The 21,305-nt window shown below is 68.5% G+C and carries 25 protein-coding genes; 10 read left to right on the top strand and 15 right to left on the bottom strand.

Going from position 1 to position 21,305, the window contains the following annotated elements; genetic code table 11:
* The first annotated feature begins 33 nt into the window (after positions 1 to 33).
* Positions 34 to 1,170, top strand: coding sequence for a S1C family serine protease (locus tag D5S18_RS09930; protein WP_239003642.1), 1,137 nt, complete (start codon positions 34 to 36; stop codon positions 1,168 to 1,170).
* 13 nt (positions 1,171 to 1,183) lie between these two features.
* Here D5S18_RS09930 and D5S18_RS09925 read toward each other — a convergent pair whose 3' ends face one another.
* From D5S18_RS09925 to D5S18_RS09900, 6 genes are all read right to left on the bottom strand, one after another.
* On the bottom strand, positions 1,184 to 1,750 hold the full coding sequence (locus D5S18_RS09925) for a vitamin K epoxide reductase family protein (RefSeq protein WP_239003641.1): 567 nt from the start codon (positions 1,748 to 1,750) through the stop codon (positions 1,184 to 1,186).
* A gap of 19 nt (positions 1,751 to 1,769) precedes the next feature.
* Positions 1,770 to 2,543: a DsbA family protein gene (locus tag D5S18_RS09920; protein ID WP_120039517.1), complete on the bottom strand. Its 774-nt coding sequence runs from the start codon at positions 2,541 to 2,543 to the stop codon at positions 1,770 to 1,772.
* 103 nt (positions 2,544 to 2,646) lie between these two features.
* Positions 2,647 to 3,492: a PPK2 family polyphosphate kinase gene (locus D5S18_RS09915; RefSeq protein WP_120039516.1), complete on the bottom strand. Its 846-nt coding sequence runs from the start codon at positions 3,490 to 3,492 to the stop codon at positions 2,647 to 2,649.
* Positions 3,493 to 3,579: 87 nt separating this feature from the next.
* Positions 3,580 to 4,302 (bottom strand): ESX secretion-associated protein EspG, encoded by a 723-nt coding sequence (locus tag D5S18_RS09910; protein WP_120039515.1) that lies wholly within the window; start codon positions 4,300 to 4,302, stop codon positions 3,580 to 3,582.
* Positions 4,299 to 4,985 carry a hypothetical protein gene (locus D5S18_RS09905; RefSeq protein WP_239003640.1) on the bottom strand — a complete coding sequence of 229 codons (687 nt, stop codon included), beginning with the start codon at positions 4,983 to 4,985 and terminating at the stop codon, positions 4,299 to 4,301. The genes D5S18_RS09910 and D5S18_RS09905 overlap by 4 nt, the downstream gene beginning before the upstream one ends.
* Entirely contained in the window at positions 4,982 to 5,374 is a 393-nt protein-coding gene (locus D5S18_RS09900) for a hypothetical protein (protein WP_120039514.1), read from the bottom strand. Before D5S18_RS09900 ends, D5S18_RS09905 begins: the two co-directional genes overlap by 4 nt.
* A 168-nt stretch (positions 5,375 to 5,542) precedes the next feature.
* Between D5S18_RS09900 and D5S18_RS09895 the strand changes: the two genes are divergently transcribed.
* Positions 5,543 to 6,265, top strand: coding sequence for a GntR family transcriptional regulator (locus D5S18_RS09895; protein WP_158607845.1), 723 nt, complete (start codon positions 5,543 to 5,545; stop codon positions 6,263 to 6,265).
* A 73-nt stretch (positions 6,266 to 6,338) separates the two neighbouring features.
* Here D5S18_RS09895 and D5S18_RS09890 read toward each other — a convergent pair whose 3' ends face one another.
* The 3 genes from D5S18_RS09890 to D5S18_RS09880 all read right to left on the bottom strand — a co-directional run bounded on the left by D5S18_RS09890 (position 6,339) and on the right by D5S18_RS09880 (position 9,877).
* Complete coding sequence (locus D5S18_RS09890) at positions 6,339 to 7,598, bottom strand: saccharopine dehydrogenase family protein (RefSeq protein WP_120039512.1); 1,260 nt, start codon at positions 7,596 to 7,598, stop codon at positions 6,339 to 6,341.
* A gap of 15 nt (positions 7,599 to 7,613) precedes the next feature.
* Entirely contained in the window at positions 7,614 to 9,050 is a 1,437-nt protein-coding gene (locus tag D5S18_RS09885) for an ABC1 kinase family protein (RefSeq protein ID WP_120040492.1), read from the bottom strand.
* 140 nt (positions 9,051 to 9,190) lie between these two features.
* Positions 9,191 to 9,877, bottom strand: a complete 687-nt coding sequence (locus D5S18_RS09880; protein WP_120039511.1) for a TetR/AcrR family transcriptional regulator — start codon at positions 9,875 to 9,877, stop codon at positions 9,191 to 9,193.
* 452 nt (positions 9,878 to 10,329) lie between these two features.
* Between D5S18_RS09880 and D5S18_RS09875 the strand changes: the two genes are divergently transcribed.
* The 5 genes from D5S18_RS09875 (at position 10,330) to D5S18_RS09855 (ending at position 14,348) form a co-directional block, all read left to right on the top strand.
* On the top strand, positions 10,330 to 11,547 hold the full coding sequence (locus D5S18_RS09875; protein WP_239003722.1) for a DUF445 domain-containing protein: 1,218 nt from the start codon (positions 10,330 to 10,332) through the stop codon (positions 11,545 to 11,547).
* 103 nt (positions 11,548 to 11,650) lie between these two features.
* Complete coding sequence (locus D5S18_RS09870) at positions 11,651 to 12,196, top strand: helix-turn-helix domain-containing protein (protein WP_120039510.1); 546 nt, start codon at positions 11,651 to 11,653, stop codon at positions 12,194 to 12,196.
* Entirely contained in the window at positions 12,193 to 12,855 is a 663-nt protein-coding gene (locus D5S18_RS09865; protein WP_120039509.1) for a heparin-binding hemagglutinin, read from the top strand. Before D5S18_RS09870 ends, D5S18_RS09865 begins: the two co-directional genes overlap by 4 nt.
* A 64-nt stretch (positions 12,856 to 12,919) precedes the next feature.
* The gene (locus D5S18_RS09860; RefSeq protein ID WP_120039508.1) at positions 12,920 to 13,234 is read left to right on the top strand and encodes a DUF2516 family protein; all 315 of its coding nucleotides are present in this window, start codon (positions 12,920 to 12,922) and stop codon (positions 13,232 to 13,234) included.
* 94 nt (positions 13,235 to 13,328) lie between these two features.
* Entirely contained in the window at positions 13,329 to 14,348 is a 1,020-nt protein-coding gene (locus D5S18_RS09855) for an alpha/beta fold hydrolase (protein ID WP_120039507.1), read from the top strand.
* 53 nt (positions 14,349 to 14,401) lie between these two features.
* Here D5S18_RS09855 and purU read toward each other — a convergent pair whose 3' ends face one another.
* On the bottom strand, positions 14,402 to 15,283 hold the full coding sequence (gene purU, locus D5S18_RS09850; protein WP_120039506.1) for a formyltetrahydrofolate deformylase: 882 nt from the start codon (positions 15,281 to 15,283) through the stop codon (positions 14,402 to 14,404).
* Positions 15,284 to 15,341: 58 nt separating this feature from the next.
* The gene (locus D5S18_RS09845; RefSeq protein WP_120039505.1) at positions 15,342 to 15,881 is read right to left on the bottom strand and encodes a GNAT family N-acetyltransferase; all 540 of its coding nucleotides are present in this window, start codon (positions 15,879 to 15,881) and stop codon (positions 15,342 to 15,344) included.
* A gap of 185 nt (positions 15,882 to 16,066) precedes the next feature.
* Between D5S18_RS09845 and deoC the strand changes: the two genes are divergently transcribed.
* Positions 16,067 to 16,747 (top strand): deoxyribose-phosphate aldolase, encoded by a 681-nt coding sequence (gene deoC / locus D5S18_RS09840; protein WP_120039504.1) that lies wholly within the window; start codon positions 16,067 to 16,069, stop codon positions 16,745 to 16,747.
* Between the two features lie 98 nt (positions 16,748 to 16,845).
* Here deoC and D5S18_RS09835 read toward each other — a convergent pair whose 3' ends face one another.
* Positions 16,846 to 17,610 carry an LmeA family phospholipid-binding protein gene (locus tag D5S18_RS09835; protein WP_120039503.1) on the bottom strand — a complete coding sequence of 255 codons (765 nt, stop codon included), beginning with the start codon at positions 17,608 to 17,610 and terminating at the stop codon, positions 16,846 to 16,848.
* Between the two features lie 99 nt (positions 17,611 to 17,709).
* On the opposite strand from D5S18_RS09835, the gene D5S18_RS09830 reads away from it, so the two are divergent.
* Entirely contained in the window at positions 17,710 to 18,285 is a 576-nt protein-coding gene (locus tag D5S18_RS09830; RefSeq protein WP_120039502.1) for a type IV toxin-antitoxin system AbiEi family antitoxin domain-containing protein, read from the top strand.
* A gap of 16 nt (positions 18,286 to 18,301) precedes the next feature.
* Here the strand turns inward: D5S18_RS09830 and D5S18_RS09825 are convergent, their stop codons facing one another.
* The 3 genes from D5S18_RS09825 to D5S18_RS09815 are packed head-to-tail and all read right to left on the bottom strand — an operon-like array spanning position 18,302 to position 20,133.
* The gene (locus D5S18_RS09825) at positions 18,302 to 19,105 is read right to left on the bottom strand and encodes a class I SAM-dependent methyltransferase (RefSeq protein WP_120039501.1); all 804 of its coding nucleotides are present in this window, start codon (positions 19,103 to 19,105) and stop codon (positions 18,302 to 18,304) included.
* On the bottom strand, positions 19,075 to 19,593 hold the full coding sequence (locus tag D5S18_RS09820) for a DUF2505 domain-containing protein (RefSeq protein WP_120039500.1): 519 nt from the start codon (positions 19,591 to 19,593) through the stop codon (positions 19,075 to 19,077). The genes D5S18_RS09825 and D5S18_RS09820 overlap by 31 nt, the downstream gene beginning before the upstream one ends.
* Before the next feature lie 54 nt (positions 19,594 to 19,647).
* Entirely contained in the window at positions 19,648 to 20,133 is a 486-nt protein-coding gene (locus D5S18_RS09815) for a DUF2505 domain-containing protein (protein ID WP_120039499.1), read from the bottom strand.
* A gap of 39 nt (positions 20,134 to 20,172) precedes the next feature.
* Between D5S18_RS09815 and D5S18_RS09810 the strand changes: the two genes are divergently transcribed.
* Complete coding sequence (locus tag D5S18_RS09810) at positions 20,173 to 21,264, top strand: UDP-N-acetylmuramate dehydrogenase (protein WP_120039498.1); 1,092 nt, start codon at positions 20,173 to 20,175, stop codon at positions 21,262 to 21,264.
* The last annotated feature ends 41 nt before the right edge of the window (positions 21,265 to 21,305 follow it).

Here is a 21,305-nt window from a genome sequence, read left to right as displayed (position 1 = left end):
ATTCCCGATCGCGGTGGCGCGTCTGCGGCGACAATGGATGCGCTGCGGGAATTCGGCAGCGTCGTCGACGATGGGAGCGCCATGGACGACGGCAGGCGAACCTCCGGCGGCGGTCGGGTCCTGGCCCTTCTTGTCGCCGCGCTGCTGGCACTGGCCGCATTTCTCGGCTTGCGCGGCGGGGTGCCCGAATTCACCGCCGATGACCGCGCGGCCCCGATCACGCTGGCCTCGGCCCCGCTGGATCCCGGCTATGTGCAGGCCGTGGTGGATCCGGCGCTGGTGCATATCAATGCCTCCACCCGGCCCTTCGGCCTCGGCGCGGCCGGGTCCGGGATCGTGCTCACCGCCGAAGGGCAGGTGCTCACCAGCCATCACGTGGTCAAGGGCGCGGATACCGTCAAGGTCACCGATGTCGGGAACGGCCGCAGCTACGCCGCCACCGTGCTCGGCTACGACGCCGCCGCCGATATCGCGCTGCTCGAACTGGCGGGCGCGGCCGACCTGACGACCGCCCGCATCGGCGCCTCCGCCGATCTGCGGGTGCGCGACGAGGTGCTGGCCATCGGCAATGCGGGCGGCGCGGGCGGCACCCCGACCGCCGTCGGCGGCACGGTCACCGATCTGAACAGCACCATTGTCGCGGTCAATGCCGCGGATATGAGCCGAAAACCCCTGCGCGGCATGCTCGAGGTTGCGGCCGCGGTGAGTTCGGGCCAGTCCGGCGGCGCACTGGCCGATCGGGGCGGAGCGGTGGTGGGGGTGGTGGCCGCCGCCTCGGGTGACGCGGGACGGGCGACCGGGCGCACGCCGAGCGGTTACGCGGTGCCGATCGATGTGGCCATGCGCGTCGTCGAGCAGATCCGCTCCGGCGCGCCGACCGATACGGTGCACATCGGTCCGACGGCCACCCTCGGTGTGCTGGTCTCCGACGCGCCGTGGGGTGCGCGCATCGATGTGGCGGTGTCCGGTCTGCCCGCGCAGGTGGCGGGTCTGACCGAGGGCGAGGTGATCACGGAACTCGACGGCCACGCCATCACCACGGCGAGTGCGCTGCGCGCCGCGATCAATGTGCGCAAACCCGGCGAGACGGTGCGCTTGGGAGTCGCCGCGGCCGGGTCGGGCCTGCCGCGCACCGTCGCCGTGGTCCTCGCGCTCGGCACACCGAGCTGATCCGAAACCCGAGTCAGACCAGCGAGAGCCAGTAGTCCTGGAAACGCAGGAAGATCAGCACCACCACCACCGCGTAGAACAGCGCCACCAGCGTCCAGCGCCATTCGGCCAGCACCCGCAGCGGTCCGCGCGTCCCGCCGAAGGTCTGTTCGGTGGCCACCGCGAACAGCGGGGCGATGATCGTCCACACCACCATGCAGTACGGGCACAGCGCGTTGATCCGGTACAGGCTCTCGAAGATCAGCCAGCAGATGAAGCCGATACCGAAGACGGTGCCGAGCCACAGCCCGCCCCAGATCCAGCGCGGCAGACCGACACCGGCCACCACCAGGACACCCAGCGTGACCACCACCGAGAATCCGACGACGCCGATGATCGGATTGGGGAATCCGAACACGGCCGCCTGCTCGGTCACCATCACCGAACCGCAGGACAGGATCGGATTGATACTGCACGAGGGTGTGTAGCTCGGATCGACCAGCAGTTTGAAGCGCTCGATGGTCAGCGCGACGGCCGCGAGCCAGCCCGCGAGCCCCCCGATCAGCACTATCCAGCCTGCGCGCGCCGCTGCCGTGTTCACACTCGTCTCCCGACCCTGCCTATTGCGCGCCCGCAGCGGCCTGGATGGCCGGACCGAGCCCGCCCGCCATGGCCTGACCGCTGAGCTGCTTGCCATTGATGTACACGGTCGGGGTGGACTTGACCCCGGTCGCGAAGACGTCCTTGGTGCGGGCCTTCACGAATTTGTCGTATTTGCGGTCGGTGATGTCCTTGGTGATATCGGCGTCGTTGTAGCCCGCGTCCTTGGCGATCTGAATGATCGTGCTGTCGGGCAGACCCGTCGCGCCCTCGGGCGGCTGCTGGGCGTACATGCGCGCGAGCCAATCCTGGAATTTCGTCGGATCGGTTCCGGCCAGGACGTAGGCTGCGTTCGCCGCGCGCGAGGAGTACTCGGTGCCGCCCGAGGCCTGGTCCAGGAACGAGATGATGTTGTATTCGATCGCGGAGGTGCCGGACTTCACCGTGTCCTCGAGCACCTGCGAGTTGGCGCCCTCGAAGGTCTTGCACGCGGGGCACTGCAGGTCGGCGATCATGCGCACGGTGACCTTCGCGCCCGGCTTGCTCAACCGGATGGCCCCGGTATCGGTGATGGAGGCGGCGAGTTCGGTGGTGCTCTTGCTCGCGGCGATCTCCGGCGTCGGGCCGGGATCGTCGCGGCGGGCCTTCTTGATCGCGATACCGACGCCGATCGCGGCGACCAGGCCGATCAGCACCGCGGCGACCGCGACCTGAATGAGGATGGTCCGATTTCGGTCGGCGCCCTGCACCTTGGTCAGCGCAGCACTCTTTTTCCGACCCGGATTCTTGCTCACCGTGCGTTCACCACGCCTTTCGCTCGCCTGCGGGTTGCCTGCCGACACGATGGTAGTTCCGGAAAGCATTCCCGGCGCGTCCGGCCTGTGGGAGCACCCGCTATCAGGAACGATCCAGCAGCCGCGTTTGCTCGGCCACATCGAATCGCGCCGCAGGCCAATCGAGTTTCAGCCCCTCCAGCGCGTTGATGAGCAGTTCGGTCACCGCCAGCCGGGAGAACCATTTGTTGTCGGCGGGCAGTACATACCAGGGCGCGCAATCGGTGCTGGTGCGATCCAGCATGACCTGGTAGGCCTGCTGATAGCTGGGCCAGAAGGCGCGCTCCTCGATATCGTTCGGACTGAATTTCCAGAATTTGTCCGGTCGTTCCAACCGCTCGCGCAGACGATTCTTCTGCTCGTCGAGCGAGACGAACATCGCCACCTTGACCAGTGTGGCGCCCTCGTCGACCAATTCCCTTTCGAAGGCGTTGATTTCGGCGTACCGCTTGCCCCACACCTCGGGCGCGACCAGATTGTGCACCCGCACCACCAGCACGTCCTCGTAGTGCGACCGGTCGAACACGCCGAGCTGGCCGCCGCGCGGCAGTTGCTTGCGGATGCGCCACAGGAAGTGGTGGCGCTTCTCCTCGGTGGTCGGCGGGCCGAAGGCGGCATGGTCCACGCCCTGCGGATCCACGGACCCGATGACGTGGCGCACGATACCGCCCTTGCCCGCGGTGTCCATGCCCTGAAGCACCAGCAGCACATTGCGGGGGTCGCCGGAGCGGCCGTTGGCGTAGAGCTTCTCCTGCAGGTCCGACAGCACGCCCGTGCGTTCGGCCAGCAGCTCCTTCCCCGCCTTTTTGCCGCCCTTGAAACCGGGCGTGCCCGAAGTATCCAGCTCCGCGATCCGCAAGCCGTCGGCCCGCAGGGCCTTGGTGGCGGGACGCGACCAGTGAGTGGTCATCTCCCAGAACTATCACGCGTTCGGGCGGAAGTCGCGCAGGACAGGGTTGATGCACCGGCGAATGATCGACGAGACGCGCGGGTCGGATCAGCGAATATGGGCCAGGCGCAGCAGTTCCGCGGCGAAATCGGTGTCGGAGATCGGGGTGAGCGCCATCTCCTGCGCGGTGGTGAGCAGGTAGCGTCCGTCGCCGGTGAAGTCGAGCCAGGTGCGGTGCCGGGTGGCCGGGGAGACCGGATTGTCCGGATCGACGGTGACGGTGATAAAGCCGCGACCGTCGACGGGTTGGCACAGGGTGTGGCGGAAGTGATCCGCGCCCGCGGGCGGATCGGCGACGGGAGCGGGCGCGCGATCCGGGCCGAGCACCGCTTCCTGCGGTTCGCGCATCGGGGCGAGCCGCCCGGCGGGGGCCGAACCGATGATCGCGACCAGATGTTCGCCGAGGGCGCGGGTGTGCACCATCAGCACGGTCACGAAATCCGGGGTGGCGATGAGGATGGCCGCGTGATTGTCGATGGCGGCGGCGAAGGCGAGAGTCCGCTCATCTTGCTCGGTGTGCGGGGCGCGGGGGGCGCGCACTCCGGACACGGTGAGCGCGGTGGCGTCGCGTCTGGTGCACAGGGTGAGCGCCGCAGTGAGCTCGGGATCGGCGTGCTTCCCGAAGCGCTGCGGCAAACGTAGTGCGGTGTAATCGTTTTCGGTGCGCACCGTATTGGCCTGCACCAGGTTGATCGGGTAGGGGCGGCGTTCGAGGCCGGTTTCGTTGGCCCAGACGTGGGTGAATTCGTCCGGGGTGAGCACCCATTTCACCGCGCGCCGCCTCCGCCGCTGGGCGGACCGGTATGCGGCGGGTCCGGATTGGGGGCGATGGTGGCGGGCGGGCTGCCCAGGCGCGGCACGCGGTCGCCGGTGGCGGGCATGGTGGGGGTGTAGAGGTAGGTCATGGTGTCCTGTGCGTCGGCCTGCGCGGCGGCCGCGGCGATGTCGTATTCCATGCGGCGTCGGCCGCCGTGCGCCACCTCGGCCGCCGGATCGGTCAGCGGCCGGTACTCCGGCGGCGGCGCGAGTGCGGTGCGAATGGTCTGTGCGGCATCGCTATTGAGTTCCATCAATCGCTGTATCGCCCGCGACGCCTCGGATGCTTCCGCACCGGTGTGCACGAATTCGCGGGTGGCCGCGCGCGCCGCCGTCGCGGATCGGCCCGCCCAGTGCGCGAATTCGCGGTCGGTGCTGTCGGAGAAGGTGTGGAAGGCCGCGGCGAGGGCGTCGGCGGCGGCGCGCCACCCCGCGGCGACGGCGCCGAGCGCGGCCGGATCGAGCTCCTCGCGCACCAGGTCCCAGATCTCGCGGTGGTCGTAGCCGCCGAAATGCTCGCGTTCGGGTGCGTACGCGGGATCAGTCGCGGCGCTGGATGATTCGGTCGTCAGTAGGGTGCGCAGCCGTTCGGCGTTCGCCCGCGCCTCGCCCGCCGGGCCGCCGTTCGGATCGTTCACGACGGCTCCAGATGATCGGCGATCAACGCGAGCGCGGCGCTGTTGGCCGCGTCCGCGGCGGTGAGTCGCTGCGCTGCGGCCAAGTAGGCAGCCTTGTAGAGCAGGGCCGTCTCCTGGAATGCCGTGAGCAGATCGAGCAATTGGCCGCCTTTCGCGGTGAAACCGCGCGAGAGGCCCTGTCCGGTAGGTAGATTCGGGAACCCGCGCACCTGGGTCACGAGATGACCGGTCGCCTTGGCCTGCTGCAGGTCCCGAACCAGTTGGTCGCAAGCCGCCGCGAGCCGCTCGGCGACATCCCCGGAAAGTTCGAACCTGTCCGCCCCGCCCGCTTCGGTGGCCGCCGCGTACAGTTCTCGCGCCGCGACCTGTCCTATCTCCGGCATTGGCATCCGGGGTCCCCCTTCCACTCGGCCGTACCGTTGCGCAGCACTCTACCGGGGTGTGCTCTCGCGATATCCGCTTGTGCCACAGGGGTGTCCCGGCCGGTGTGGCGGGACAGGCGGCGTTGTTAGACTTCGGGAAGTAGGTGACGGTTGCCAGACAGAACGAGGCGTCCTGTGCCCGAATTCGAAGCGGTACTCCCGAAATATCTGCGCATCGCCCACGATATCCGGGACCGGATCGAGCGCGGCGAGCTGGTGGTGGGCGACGAGGTCGACTCCGAACGGGTGCTGGCCGCGCGCTGGCGGGTGGCCCGCCCCACGGCGGCCAAGGCGCTGAATACGCTGCGCAGGCAGGGGATCGTCGAGTCGCGGCGCGGGTCGGGCACCTATGTCGCCGATCGTGCGCTGTCGCCGGTGGAATCCGAACACAACGGCCGCACAGGGCATTACGGCACCCCATATCTCGAATCACCCGAGATGACGGTGTTGGCGGCCACGATGGCCGTCCCGCCCGAACATATCGCCGAAGTCCTGGGTCTGTCTGCCGAGGGGGTCGTGATCATGCGCAAGCGGCTGGCCACCAGCCAATCCGGCAGCACCGAGTTGGCGATCTCCTGGTATCCGCCGAATCTCGCCGCCGTCGCCCCGAAACTGCTTGTCGCCGAGTATTTGCCGAGCGATCCGGCCGTCGCCACCGGGCAGCGCACGGTCCGCGCCCGCGGTCGGATGCGCGCCAGGCTCGCCACCGCCGAGGAAGTCGAATCGCTGCGCCTCGGCACACCTTCGGCCGTCCTGATTCACGAACTGACCTGCTACGCGGCCGACGGCGGCGTCATCCAGGTGGACGAGATCGTGTTCCCGTCGGGACGCTGGCTGTTCCACCAGGATTGGCACTGACTCGATTCGCGGCGGGTGCGTTCATCGAGCGCCGCGCGAGATTCATCGCACCGCCGCGCCGAGGCGTCCATCCTCAGACCCGCTCCACCTCGATGGTCATCCCGGCGGTGCGCAGCCGCTCGGTGAGCGCCTCGCCCATCGCCGTCGCCGGGGTGAGCAGTCCGGCGGCCTCGGGCAGTCGATCGGTATCGAAGGCCAGGCACAGTCCGCTCTCGCCGAGCATGACCGAGGTGGCCTGATAGCCGGGATCACCCTGGCCGGCGAAGGTGGCCAGGTATTTCGCGCCGGAGGTGGTGTGCGCGTAGGTCTTCATGGTGAACCAGCCGCCGCGGCGAGTCTGCTCGCTCGGGCCGGTGCCCGGTTCGGGCAGCATCCGGTCCAGCAGTTTGCGTCCGACCTCGACCCGCGACAGCACCGCGCCCACCGCCGCGGCGGCCACGATCCCGCCCGCCAAGCCCGCGGCCACCAGCGGGGCGATCGGGGCCGCGCCCGCGCTCTGCACCTCGCGGTAGCGGAAGTTCTTGCCGTACACCCAGCCGAGCAGACCATTGCTGCGGCGCACGATCTTGGTGTTGTGCGAGGCCATGAGGAAGGTGCCCACCCAGCCGTCCAGACTCGGATGGATCTCGGCCGCCCGCATGAACGCCTGATCGGACTGGCGGCCCACATCGGGATCCCTCGCCTTGTCGGGGCTGAGCGAATACGGATGGGCCAGGATCGCGCCCGTAGTCGGATCCGCCGCGACCGCCTCCATCACGGCCCGGCCCGAGGCGATGGTCCCGCCGCTGAAGCCGCCCTTCAGCGCGGCGATGAGGGTGGTGTCGGTGAGTTCACCGCTGTTGTCGGCGACCGTGCGTCGATACAGGTGATACACGCTCAGATCCGAAGGAATCGAATCGAATCCGCAGGAGTTCACGATCTTCGCCCCGGTGCGGACGGCCTCGTCCTGGTACTCGTCGATGGCCGCGCGCACGAACGGCGGCTCACCCGTCAGGTCGGCGTAGTGGGTGCCCGCCGCGGCGCAGGCGGCCACCAGCGGCATCCCGTGACGAAGGTACGGTCCGACCGTGGTGACCACGACCCGTGTGCGTGCCGCGAGCGCGTCCAGCGAAGCGCGGTCCCCCGAATCCGCCTCGATCAGTTCCCAATTCGCGGTGCGCGCACCCGCACCCGCGCGCACCGAGGACAATTTGTCCAGTGACCGACCGGCCAGTGCGATGCGCGTGCCCTCCGGTGCGTGCTCGGCCAGATATTCGGCGGTGAGCTTGCCGACGAAACCGGTCGCGCCGAACAGTGCGATATCGAATTCGCGGTCGTTCGAGATGTCTGCCATACCACTACTTTCCGATCATGCTTTGCGCGCGGCCCGCTTCTTGGCGGGCTGCTTGGTGCGCGCGGGTTTGGGGGTGGGCGGCGGATTGTCGGCCAACCAACGATGGTGGGCCAGACCGAGTTCGGTGACCGGCGGCTCATCGTAGAGCCATTCGCGCGCGATGGCATGCCAATTCGCGGTGACCCGCAACTGCCCCAGCATGCCAAAAGTGAGGAAGTCGGCCCGGCGCGAGAACAGGTGTTCCGGCGGCAGATTCTGCTGCTTCATCCCCGCGAAATCACTCGCCCTCGGATCGACGGCGAGCAGGAAAGCGCCACTGGCCAAATCGGGCGTGATCGTCAATTCCTCGTCGATCAGACACCATTCGGAGGCCGACAGCACATATTCCAGACATTCCTCGGCGCCGATCTCGTCCGGGGAATCGATGACGCCGCGCTGAATCATCAACTGCCGCAGATCCTCCGCGCGATCCTCCGCCGCCGCGCGCAGGCAGATCGTTTCGAAGCGCACATGTTCGGGATCCATCCGATTGAACAGTCCGAAGTCGAGGAAGCCGACCCGTCCGTCCTCGCAGAGCAGCACATTGCCCGGATGCGGGTCGCCGCAGAACTCGTTGAAGGTGAACAGCGAGCCGACATAGAACCGGTAGATGATCTCGCCGACCCGGTCCCGCTCGGGCCGCGGCAGCGCGCGGATCTCCTCGAAGCCGAGGCCCGGCAGATATTCGCTGACGAGCACCCTGGTGGAACTGATCTCGGGAAACGAGCGCGGCACCCGAATGAAGGGATGTCCGTCGTAGAGCGCCGCGATCTGCGCCTGGGTGGCGGCCTCGGCCCGATAGTCGAGTTCGCCCTCCATATTCAGGCGCAGCTCGTCGAGTACGGCGGGCGTGATCCACGGCATGGCCGACTGGAGGATGCGCCGGAACATGGCCAGGTTCTTCAGGTCCGCGCGCACCGCCGCGTCGATACCCGGATACTGCACCTTCACCGCGACATCGAGACCGTCGCGCAGTGTGGCCCGATACACCTGACCGATCGAGGCCGCGGCCACCGGCTCGGGGGAGAACTCGGCGAACACCGTTTCCAGCGGTGCGCCGAAATCCTCCTCGATGACCCGGCGCATGGCCTCGAAGGACACCGTCGGCGCGGCATTGCGCAGCACCGCGAGCCGCTGCTGGAAGCGTTCGCGATGCGCGGGCGGCACCAGATCCATATCCAGCACCGACATCATCTGGCCGAGTTTCATGGCCACGCCCTTCATGGTGCCGAGCACCATGACCACCTGTTCGGTGGTGCGCAGCATGGACTCCTCGGCCATTTTGGCCTTCACCCGCTGCGAGCGGCCGCGCATCGAGAGTTTGGCGCGCTGGGTGCGCAGCACCGAACCGGCCGCCACCGCGCCCAGCTTGGTGCCCCGAGCAAGCCGGGACGTCGGTACATGCTTCGCCATCGAGGTACCTCCGTTGGTGCCGACGCGCACGCGGTGACGCAGCCCCCGCGTCGCACCGCTCGGGTTCAGAGTAGCCAAGGAAACCGCGATGTCGAGCCTGCGGCCAAACTTTTGCTAGCACCCCAGCTAGCGGGGGTGACTCAGGAGTTCTCGGCGGAGTTCGGTTCGGGCAGCAGATGCTCCTGCGCGTTGAAGATCTCGCGCGAACCATTCGCGCGGGCCATCCCCTCGATCGCGCTCCAGGCCATCATCGTCAGGTAGTCGAGCACTTCCTCGCGCGACATCTCCTTGTCGGTGGTCCACCAGTGCGTGGCCAACTGGATGCCGCCGACCAGCACATACGACCACAGCAGCGCGCCGTCGGTCTGGATGCCGCGCGAACCCGCCCTGTCCACGATGACCGCCGCCACCACCTCGGCGAACAGCTTCTCGAATTCGGCCAGCGAGGACTGATCGGCCGAACCGTTGCCCATGATGAAGCGGTAGACCTCGGGATCCTCGTCCACGGTGCCGACATAGGCGGCCAGCGCCGAACGCACGAGTTGATACTCGTCGGCGTCGGCGATGCTGATCGCCTCGTACACCCGAGGCATGAGGGTGGATTCGATGAAACGCTCCATGGTGGCGTGCACCAGGTCGTTCTTATCCGAGAAGTATCGGTAGAGCACGGTTTTGGAGACGCCGATCTCGGCAGCGATCTCATCCATGCCCGCACCGGAGCCGCGCGCGCGAATGGCGGCCATGGTGCCGTCGACCAGTTCCTCGCGGCGGTCGATCTTGTGCTGACGCCACCGGCGTTTGCGGCCGTCCATCCGGCCGCCGCGCACCGCCGACGGACGCTCGGCTCGCTCGCCGATGTCGACAAGGTCTTCGGTGGACAGCGTGGGCTCCCTCGCTCGTGGGTGGGTGCGGGCTTTTTGGAGATTGTGCCGCCGCGCGCACGATGCCCTCGCGGCTCCACCAGCTTAGGTGCCGCCAATGATGGATATGCGCCTTTGGTGGCCGATGCGGCGCGAACCACAGAAATTCGGCGCGTCACCGGGCGAATTCGCCGCACCGCCGCGCGCATTTCGCGTCTCGGACATCTCGGCCGAGCGCATTTCGCGTGGCGGACACCTCGGGCGCGCGAGCCCGAGCCCGCGATGACCGCAGAATGGAGGACATGGAGAAATCCCCCGGCAACACCGCCGTGCTGGATGTGCCGCAGGCCCCCGCGCCGCAGCCGCTCGGTTTGGCGACCGTGCTCGACGAGGCCAACAAGCGACGCGACCTGTTCCGGATGAAGGCCGTGGCCACCGGTCTGCTCGCGGTGGCGGCGGTGATCTACCTGACCTGCCGCTGGCTGGAATCGCGCGGTTTGGGCGCGGGGTGGGTCGGATTCGTGCGCGCGGCCGCGGAGGCGGGGATGGTCGGCGCGCTGGCCGACTGGTTCGCGGTGACGGCGCTGTTCCGCCATCCGCTCGGCCTGCCGATTCCGCATACCGCGATCATCCGCAAGAAGAAGGATCAGCTCGGGGCCAGCCTCGGCAGTTTCGTCGGCACGAACTTCCTGGCCCCCGATGTGGTCTCGGCGAAGGTCGAATCGGCGCGGATCTCCTGGCGGGTGGGACGCTGGATGGCCGATCCGGCGCATGCGGCGCGGGTGGCGCAGGAGAGTTCCACGATTCTGCGCGCGGTGGTCGGGGTGCTGCGCGATGAGGATGTCGAGCAGATCATCGACAATACGATCGTCAAACGGATCGCCGATCCGCAGTGGGGTCCGCCGATCGGTCGGGTGCTGGCCGAACTGCTCGCCGACAATCGGCAGCTGCCGCTGCTGGACATGCTCGCCGAGCGCGCGCATCAGTGGGCGCTGGAAAGTCAGGAGACGATCGACAAGATCGTCAATCGGGACGCGCCACAGTGGGCGCCGAAGTTCGTCAATGTGCTGCTGTCCGAACGGATCTATCGCGAGCTGGTGGAGTTCACCTGGAAGGTGCGCTCCAATCCCGAGCACGAGTTGCGCCTGGCCGCCAATCGCTTCCTCGAGCAGTTCGCCGATGATCTGCAGCACGACGAGGCCACCATCAAGAAGGCCGAGCGGATCAAGGCCCAGATCATGGGCCGCGAGGAGATCACCGGGATGGCCGAGGCCACCTGGCGCGCGGCGAAACGGCTGATCCTGGAGTCGGCCGATGATCCGGATTCGACGCTGCGCCGCAAGGTCGCCGAGAATATCGAGCAGCTCGGCGCGCGGTTGCGCGATGATCCGCAGGTGCGCGACAAGGTCGACGGGTGGATCGATCGGGGTGCGCGTTACCTGGCTGGGAATTACGCACAGGAGATCACCACGCTGGTGACCGATACGGTTGCCAGGTGGGATGCGGACGAGGCGAGCCGCAAGATCGAATTGCAGGTCGGTCGCGATCTGCAGTTCATCAGGATCAACGGCACCGTGGTGGGTTCCATTGCGGGACTGTTGATCTACACGATCTCCTACCTGACCTTCGGCGGCTGAGGCGTCGCCGCCGGAAGTTTGCCGACGGGGTGCTAACAGACTGCTTGCAAGAGTTAGCACTCCGGCCTAGAATTGGACACGTACAACCGCCAGAAGGTGAGTGATGGCAGACCAGCCCGAGGTTTCCGCCGAGTACACCGGAACTACGACCGAGAGATCGGCCGCCGGCGAACTAGGGGGGCGCGTCGCGGGAGCGGCGCACGACATCGGAGGTTTCATCAGATCGCAGCGGGAGGCCGCGCAAGTCTCGCTGCGTCAACTCGCCCAGCTGGCGGGGGTCAGCAATCCGTATCTCAGCCAGATCGAGCGCGGATTGCGCAATCCCTCCGCCGAGGTGCTCGCGCAGATCGCCAGGGCGTTGCGGGTGTCCTCGGAGGTCCTCTACGTCAAGGCCGGATATCTGGAGCAGCGCCCGCACGGCCCGTTCCGTGACGCCCTGCTCGCCGATACCGGTATCACGGAACGGCAAAAGCAGGTGTTGCTCGACATCTACGAATCGTTCCGCCGTGAGAATGGTTCGGCCTCAGCCACCGGCGCGGCCGCGAGCGATTCGGGGGGACGCGACCGGAACACCGATGTTCCGAGCACATCCGAAAACCCGGACAGCACATCCGACACTCCCTCACGCCAGGAGAGGCAACAACCATGACCGACAGGAACCCCACCGCCGCCAAGCCGCTCTACGCCACCCTCGGTGCGGGTGATGCCCTCTACTCCGCCGTCGTCGACGTGGTCACCCAGGTTCGCGAGCGCACCGGCCGAGTCGAGGAGGTCCGCGAGCGTTTCGCCAACGTGCCCGCCGATGCGCAGACGCAGTTCGAATCGCTGCGCGAGCGGCTGAGCGGCCTGCCTTCCGAACTCCCGGAGGACCTGGCCGAACTGCGCGAGAAGTTCACCGCCGAGGAACTGCGGTCCCTCGCCGACCGGTACTACCACCAGTTGCTCGACCTGTACTCCGACCTCGCCGTGCGCGGCGAGGAGACCGCCGAGCGGCTGCGCGCCAACCACCTGGTCGAGGAGCGCATCGAGCAGGTCGAGAACCTGTACAAGGACGCGACCCACCGTGCCGAGGATGTCCTGGGCCGGGTCAACGAGATCTTCGGTCGTCCCGCCAAGTCCGAGGACGAGGCCGCGCCGGTCGACTCGGTGGTCGAGGCCGAGGTCATCGAGGTGATCACCGAGACCGAGCCCGCCCCGGCTGCCGAAGCCGAAGCGGACGCCGAGGTCGATGCGGAGGCGAAGCCCGCCGCCAAGAAGGCCGCCCCGCGCAAGGCCCCGGCCAAGAAGGCCGCGCCGAAGCAGGACTGACGCCTGTCGAGGATGGTGAGCAGCACCCCGCGCGCCTCCGGTGCGCGGGGTGCTTGCTCCTATCATGGATGGGGTGAACATCGCGCACGGATTCACTCAGCTCATCGTGTTGGTCATCTGGTTGGGCGCGCTCGGTGCGACGATTTTCGCGCTGATCCACGCGGTCCGGCAGCGGGCCGACGCGTTCACCGCCGTCGACAAGCTCACCAAACCCATCTGGTCCGGCATTCTGACGGCGGCCACGCTGGTGCTCGTGGCGATGCTGTTCCTCGGCTTCTCGTTGCCGTTCCTGGGTTTGTTCGCGATCATCGCGACCGGCATCTATTTGGCCGACGTGCGTCCCAAGGTGGACGAGATTCAGCGCGGTCCGCGCTGGTAGTCGGAATACCTCCAACGTTTCGAGGGTGTTCGCGCTAGCTGGCGCGCTGCGAATCGGGTTTACTGTATCGAGCAGTAACACAAAGGAGTGTCCGATGCGCGCAACCCTGCCCATGCCGGTTCGTCTGCGGGAGCTGCTCGATGCCCACCGCGCCGACCTGCGCACCCGCACCTACGCGACGGCGGCGTTCAACCCGCCGACCGTGCCGCACGAGGTCATCCCGCTGACCACCCGTGACGGCACGAAACTGCGGGTGCACGCCTACGGATCGGCCGACCGGCCCGTCATCGTGCTGGTCCACGGTTGGAGCTGCGCCATCGAATACTGGAACGCGCAGATCAACGCGTTTGGGGGACAGTACCGGGTCATCGCCTACGACCAGCGCGGTCACGGCGCCAGCGAATTCGGCGACAGCCCGCTCAGCACCGACCTGCTCGCCGACGATCTCGCCGATGTGCTCGCGGCGGCACTGCGACCCGGTCAGCGGGCGGTCCTCGTCGGCCACAGCCTCGGCGGGATGACCCTGCAGGCGTGGGCCGGACGCTACCCGGAGCGGGTCGCCCGCCAAGCGCTGGCGGTCTTGCTGACCAATACCGCGCCGGACCGGCTGCTCGCCGAGACCACGGTGGTGCCGCTGCTCAATCGGCCGCTGCCGTGGGGCCTGCGCCTGCCGCTGCCGCACCGGATCGGTCGGCTCGCGCTGAGCGCCCCGCTGCTGTTCCCGCCGCTCGCGCCGGTGCGCTGGGTGCTCGCGCGCCAGGTCATGAGCCTCGAGGCGAGCGCGGACGCGCGCAGTTTCGGTCAGAACATCGTGCGCTCATGCCCGGCGCTGGTGCGCGCCCGCTTCGGCGCGCTGCTCGCCGAACTCGACCTGGGCGATGCCGCGCGAAACCTGGTGGTGCCCACCACGATCCTCGCGGGCTCCCTCGACGATATGACCCCGCCGGTCCATGCCGAGCGCATCGCCGAACTGCTGCGCGAAGCGGGAAGTCTGGTGCGCTACGAGGTGTTGCGGACCGGGCACCTGGGCAATGTCGAAGGCTACGAGCGGTTCAACGAGGAATTGAGTCGAGTCCTCGCGGCCGTCCATCGGGGGGTCGAGGTCGCGGGCTGACGGGTCGGAGCGAATCTTGGTCGCGCGCTTGGAGCAGAACGCTTGGAGAAGAACTACGAGAACACCACGGTGCGGCGGCCGTGCACCAGCACCCTGCCCTCCAGATGCCAGCGCAACCCGCGCGCCAGCACCACACGCTCGATATCGCGGCCCTGGCGGACCATATCGCGCACATCGTCGGAGTGATCGATCCGAGTGACGTCCTGCTCGATGATCGGTCCGGCATCCAGTTCGGCCGTGACGTAGTGGCAGGTCGCGCCGATCAGCTTGACGCCGCGCGCGAAAGCCTGGTGATAGGGTCGCGCGCCGACGAAGGAGGGCAGGAAGCTGTGGTGGATATTGATCGCCCGGCCCGCCCAGTGCGCGCACAACTCGGCGGGCAATACCTGCATGAAGCGGGCCAGCACCACCGCGTCCGGATCGTGGGAGTCGACCAGCGCGCGCACCTGCTCGAAGGCAGGGCCGCGCTCGGCCGGATCCTTGGGGAACGGCACGTAGTGGAATTTCACGCCGTGCGCCGCGGTCAGTTCGGCCAGATCCGGATGGTTGCCGATCACCGCCTCGATGGTGGCGGGCAGTTCGCCGCTCACCGCGCGACCCAGCAGGTCGTGCAGGCAGTGCCCGTCCCGGCTGACCAGCAGCACCGCGCGACGGCGCGCTCCCGAGTCGAGTAGCTGCCACTCCGTCTCCGGACCCAGTTCGGCGGCCACCCGCGCGAACCGCTGCCGCAGCTCGTCCAGTCCGAACGGCACCGTCTCGGCCTTGATCGCCTGCCGGGTGAAGAACCAGCCGGTCTCGACGTCGGAGTGGTATCCGGCCTCCACGATCGAGCCGCCGAATCCGGCGATGAACGAGGTGATCCCGGCAATGATGCCGGGACGGTCCGGGCAGCCGAGGGTCAACACGAAGCGGCGGTCGTCGGGGGAGGAGCTCATCGTTTCATCCTCCCCGATGCAGGACCCGCTGCCGGGACTCGGGTTGGCGCGCGCGGGATCAGAGTTCGTAAAACGGATCCGCGTAATGGAATTCGCCGACGATCTGCGCGTCGTGGGCGGTGAGCGTGCGCACCTGGAAATGTGTGGTCCAGGATGGTTCATCGGGGGTGATGCCGACGCGGACACCGGGGACGAAGCCGAAGCGCGGGTAGTAATCCAGGCTGCCGAGCAGGCCGACCAGTGGTTCGTCCAGCGCGTCGGCCGCGCCGAGGGCGGCGTGCATGAGGGCGGAACCGATACCGACGCCCTGGTGATCGGCCAGGACGCCGATCGGGCCGAGGGCAAGCACCGGATAGGGGCCGACCGCGGCGCGGGTCAGGCACAGGTGGCCGATGACCTCGTCGTATTCGACCGCCACCAGGGACAGGGTCGGTATCCAACTCGGATCGCTGCGCAGCCGGGGCACCAGATCGACCTCGGGGGGATCGATGGGTTCGCGCGCGTCCGGATCGGAGTGCGGGTATTGCGGGCCGAACGCGCTGCGGTGCACCGCGGCGATGGCGGCGGCGTCCCCGGTGCGTTCGCGACGGATCAGCACCGTGTCCTCTCCTCCCGACCGCAGGGGCCACCCGAATGCGCCGTTCGCGACCTGCCCGGCAACTCGACTACTGGACGCTCGACCACCGTGCGGCCGCCGCAGTACGAGTGTGCGCGAAGCGCCCGAGGCGCGCAATGGAATTCACGCCGGGTGTGCCAGACTCTGACCCCGTGGCAGATAATGCGATGCCGTCCAGGGCCGAGGTCGCGGCCCTGCCGTCCAGGGCTGCGGTGGCGGCCATGATCGATCACACATTGCTGGCCCCGGAGGCGACCACCGCCGAGGTGGCCGCGCTGGTGGACGAGGCGCGGGAACTGGGGGTGTTCGCGGTGTGCGTCTCCCCGGCCATGCTGCCGCTGCGCACCGGCGGGCCGGTGCTGGCCACCGTCGCGGGCTTCCCCTCCGGGAAACACCATTCGCTGGTCAAGGGCGCGGAGGCGCGGTTGGCGGTGGACCAGGGCGCGGCCGAGGTGGATATGGTCATCGACGTGGGCGCGGCCCTGGCCGGGGAATACGGTGCGGTGCTCGCCGATATCCTCACCGTGCGCGAGGCGCTGGGTGACCGGGCGCTGCTCAAGGTGATCATCGAATCGGCCGTCCTGCCCGATGACGCGATCGTCGAGGTGTGCCGGGCCGCCGAGCGGGCGGGCGCCGATTTCGTGAAGACCTCCACCGGGTTCCATCCGGCGGGCGGGGCCAGTGTGCACGCGGTGCGGTTGATGGCCGAGACCGTTGGCGGCAGGCTCGGGGTCAAGGCCAGCGGCGGTATTCGCACCGCCGCCGCGGCGGCCGAACTGATCGCCGCGGGCGCGACGCGCCTGGGCCTGTCGAAATCCCGCGCGGTGCTGGACGGATTCCCGGCCTGAAAGGCGCTGTCGGCGCGGCCTGCTCCAACCTGCGCACGGCCGGAGCGAAGGCGTAGGTCCGCCCGATCGAATCATCGCGTGCCGCACCGTGTTTCGGACTAGCAACCGGCCTGGATACCGGCCTGCGCGGTGGTTTGGGTCCCCGAGGGCGCCGGGGTCAGGTCGGTGCGACCACCCGCGAGTTCGGCGACGATACCGTCATCGGTCACCCGCACCTCGGTGGCCTGCAGGCCGAGCGGATAGCTCTGCAAACTCTTGGTGAAGACATCGACGATGCCCGCGACCAGTTCGGTGGGCACCCCGATGCCGAGCAGGCGGGCCGATGTGGTGTCCACCTGCACCGCGCCATTGCGGATCTCCGGCCGCACCTGGAGTTGGGCCAGCCCGCCGAGCACATCGAGGGTCAGCCTGCCGTCGGCGGCGGAGGAACGCACTCCGCTCACCAGTCCGCCCAGGGTCTGCCTGATGCCATCGTTGTTCCAGGTGACATGGGCCGACGAACTGCCGATCACCCCGCCGCCCTGCGCGCCGCCGGACAGTTCGATATCGCGGAAGTTGGCATGGACCGCCATCCCGACCGCCGGACCGAATTTGGAATCGGCGGTATCGACGGTCGCCTCGCCCACCTTGTGGTCGAGCCAGGTGATGAGCAGCGGTTTGGTCCCGAAACGGACGTCGATCTTGGAGCCCATCTCGCGCTCGAATTGGGAGCTGATGCACCCGGATACCGAGCGTCTGGCATAGATCTCGCCACCGACCAGCGCGGTCGCCAACAGCACCGCGACCACGGCGATGGCGATGGCGATGACCAGGATGCGCCCGGTCCTGTTCCGGCCGGGTTGCGCGGGTGCCTGCGTCGTCATGAGCAACGATTCTTCACGAACTTTCTGTGCTCGCTCTGAGGACGCCGTGAGGGGTTCGAATGTGACATGTGACACAAGCATCCGAGCTAGCCTGGGGGCATGTCCGAGTCGGATGGGTGGCGGGTGCTGCGGCGATACGCGGGGCGACACGCCGGATACTTCACCACCAGGCAGGCGCTGCGCACCGGATGCGCCGGGTTGGTTCAAGCCGGGATCTGCGACGGGTCGGTGTTGCGGGCCGGGGTCGGACTCTTGCGGCTGGCCGAATTCCCCAGCGGCCCACTCGACGAATACGCCATGTGGGCGGCCTGGTTCGACGGCGCCGCCGTGGTCTCGCATCAGAGCGCCGCCGATCTGCACGGGCTCGGACGGCTGCGGCCGCGCTTCCTGCACCTGTCGGTCGGTGCGGGCAGGCCGCCGCTGACGGCGCGGCTGGTGGTGCTGCGGCGGCGACTGCGCGATATCGAAGCCGAATCGGCAGGCCCGTTCCTGGTGACCACGCCGCTGCGCACCGTGCTCGACCTCGCCGAATCGGAGATCGGGCAGACCTCGCTGGACGAGGTGATCGGGGACGCGCTGGCCATCGGCCGCTGCACCGTCGACGAACTGCGGGCCATCGAGGTGTTGACGCCACGCGCCGCCGATCGGGTGGCCCGCTCGATCGCCGGTTTCTGAAACGCTCGCGCCGGGCTTATCTTTCGCGCGGCGCGACCGAGGACCAGGGGACCGACAGCACGCAGTCGCGCATTCGTCGTCGATACGTCCGAACCGGGAATCCGCTGTCCCGCAACATCTCCGCCGCCGCCCGCCAGCGCACCCGAGGCCCGAAGACGGCCAGCGGCGCCGCGTGCGCCCACGCGCGATCGGCCGCGGCGAGCAGATCGTGCACACCTTCGCCGGGAATATTGCGGTGAATCAACACTTTCGGGAGTCGCTCGGCGAGATCGGATGGTCGCGCCACCGTGAACGGATCCCAGGCCAACGTCAACGAGACCGGGCCGTCGCGGTCGAGCAGCACCCAGGCGCTGCGCCGCCCCAACTCGTCGCAGGTCCCGTCGACCAGCAGTCCCTGCGGCGCGAGTCGGGACAGCACCGTCTCCCACGCTCCCGGCACCGCCGCCTCCGGATACTGCCGCAGCACATTGAAGGCCCGCACCAGCACCGGCCGCAGCCCGGCCAATTCGAATCCGCCGCGCGCGAAGGTGACACCGTCGCGGCCGGGTGCCACCCGCGCCGGATCGATCTCCAACCCGACCACCCGCACATCCGGCCGCACCCGCCGCAGCCGATCCGCCAACTCGAAGGTGGTCCACGGGCTCGCGCCGTAGCCGAGATCGACCACCAGCGGATCGGTCGCCGCGCGCAACCGCCCGGTGACCAACCCGTCGTTGCTCAACCAGCGGTCGCTGCGGCGCAGCCGATTGACGCCCGTGGTGCCCCTGGTGATCGCCCCGACGGGTCTGCTCAGTTGGCCGGGATCCGGTCGTCCAGCCATTGCTTGGTGAACTCCGCCTCCGCGCGGAACAGGTCGGTCAGGTTGATCAGCATCATCTGCTCGAGGCGCGGACCGAGCATCGGGATGAAGACCTTCGCCTCCGAGGAGTAGCGCAGGGTGCAGCCGGTCTCGGTGGGGAACAGGCGCATCTTGCCGCCGAGGCTGCCGGGTCCGGCCGGGATGGCAGCCGAATACTTGCCGGTGACTTCCGGACCGAATGGGCCGTAGCTCTCCTTGCGGGTGATGATCATGTCCTTGCGCATCACCTGCTGCGCCAACTCGGGCAGCATGTCGCGGGGCAGCACATGGTTGAGCACGACCTCAATACCGGAATCGTCCGTCGCGAACTCGACCACCACGTTGCCGGGTGCGAGATGGTTCATCGCGACCATCCGCCCCTCCCAGTAGTCGCGGTCCGACAAGGCCGCGTAGAGCTCCTGGTTGGTGTGCAGCGGATACCGTGCTGAGTAGTCGAGTCGGCGTGCCATGAGGGGACAGATTACGCGAGCGGATCGCCCGCGCGCCGCGCGGCGGGCGGGTGGTTACCGCTGGGCGAGCCAGCCGTTGGTGAATTCCTCTTCGTTGCCGAGCAGTTCGACCAGACGCTCCTGGATGGCGGACTCGATCTTGCCGCCGAACAGCGGAACCTTCACCTCGATGGTGCCCTCGGCGGTGGCGAGGGTGCCCGCGCCGTCGGCGCTGAGCGACAGGGTGCCGCGCACCTCGGCGGGCGCGCCATCGACTCTGGCCTCGAAGACCCCGGAGTCGCCGGTCCAGGTCTCGACGCGGGGGATGATCAGGTCGCCAGGGCGCACGGCGGTGATGGCGGGCGGCAGCAATTCGGCGGCGATGGCCTGCACCAGTTCGACGCGGACTCGGCCACCCTCGGCGACGAACGAGTCGAGCCGGGCATTGGGGCCACCCACCTCGGCGATGCGGTCCTTCCAGTACTGCTCGTCCGCGAACGCCGCGTGGACGGCGTCGATCGAGTGGGCGTATCGGGCCGTGAACGCCAAGCGGGTTGCCATGATCGGACAGGCTACCGTCTGGCTGTGCGAACTTCTCGGGTGGTGTCGGTGGACCGACTGTGCGCGCTGCTGGCCGCGACCGGCGCGCAGGTGCGTGCCGAGGCGCCGCTGGCGGAGCTGACCACGCTGCGGGTCGGCGGTCCGGCCGCGGTGGCGACCTGCGCGAGCACCGAGGCGCTCGCGGCCACGGTGCGCGCCCTCGACGCCGCCGATATCCCGCTGCTGCTGCTGGCGGGTGGTTCGAATCTGCTCATCGGGGATGCGGGCTTCGACGGCGTGGTCGTTCGGGTCGCCACCGCGGGTATCGAGTTCGGCACGGATTGGGTGCGCGCCGAGGCGGGCGCCGACTGGGACGCGGTGGTGGCCGCGTCGGTGTCGGCGGGCTTCGGTGGACTCGAATGCCTTTCCGGCATACCGGGTTCCGCGGGGGCGACGCCGGTGCAGAATGTCGGCGCCTACGGCGTCGAGGTGGCCGGATCGCTGCGCCGGGTGCGGTTGCTGCAGCGAACGACCGGCGAGATCGGTTGGGTCGCCCCCGAGGAACTCGGCCTCGGCTATCGCACCAGCCTGCTCAAACACAGCGAGGCCGCCGTGGTGCTGGCCGTCGAGTTCGGACTCGATCCCACCGGTGCGAGCGCACCGCTGCGCTATCGGGAACTGGCCGCCGCGTTGGGGGCGCGGGAGGGGCACTCGCGCCCGGCCGCCGAGGTCAGGGCGGCGGTGCTCGGCCTGCGCGCGGGCAAGGGCATGGTGCTCGACCCGACCGATCACGACACCTGGAGCGCCGGATCCTTCTTCACCAACCCGGTGGTCCCGCACGAGCGGGCGGCGCGGGTGCGGGCCGCGATCGCCGACTATGTGGGCGATCTCACGATTCCGACTTATCCGGCAGTCGACGGGGTGAAATTCTCCGCAGGTTGGCTGATCGAGCGGGCCGGGTTCGCCAAGGGCTACCCTGGCGCGAACGCGCCCGCGCGCCTGTCCACGAAACACACGCTCGCGCTGACCAACCGGGGCGCTGCCACGGCCGCCGACGTGATCGCGCTGGCCAGGACGGTGCGGGCCGGTGTGGCGGATCGATTCGGCATCGAACTCGAGCCCGAGCCGGTCATGGTCGGTGTGCGGCTCTAGGGGTGAGAGCGCGCTCGCGCGATACGGCCCTGCGGCGCGCT

It is taken from the genome of Nocardia panacis, from assembly GCF_003598715.1.
Taxonomy (GTDB): domain Bacteria; phylum Actinomycetota; class Actinomycetes; order Mycobacteriales; family Mycobacteriaceae; genus Nocardia; species Nocardia panacis.
The sequence above is the reverse complement of the archived record's forward strand: the minus strand, read 5'-3'. Positions and strand labels throughout refer to the sequence as shown.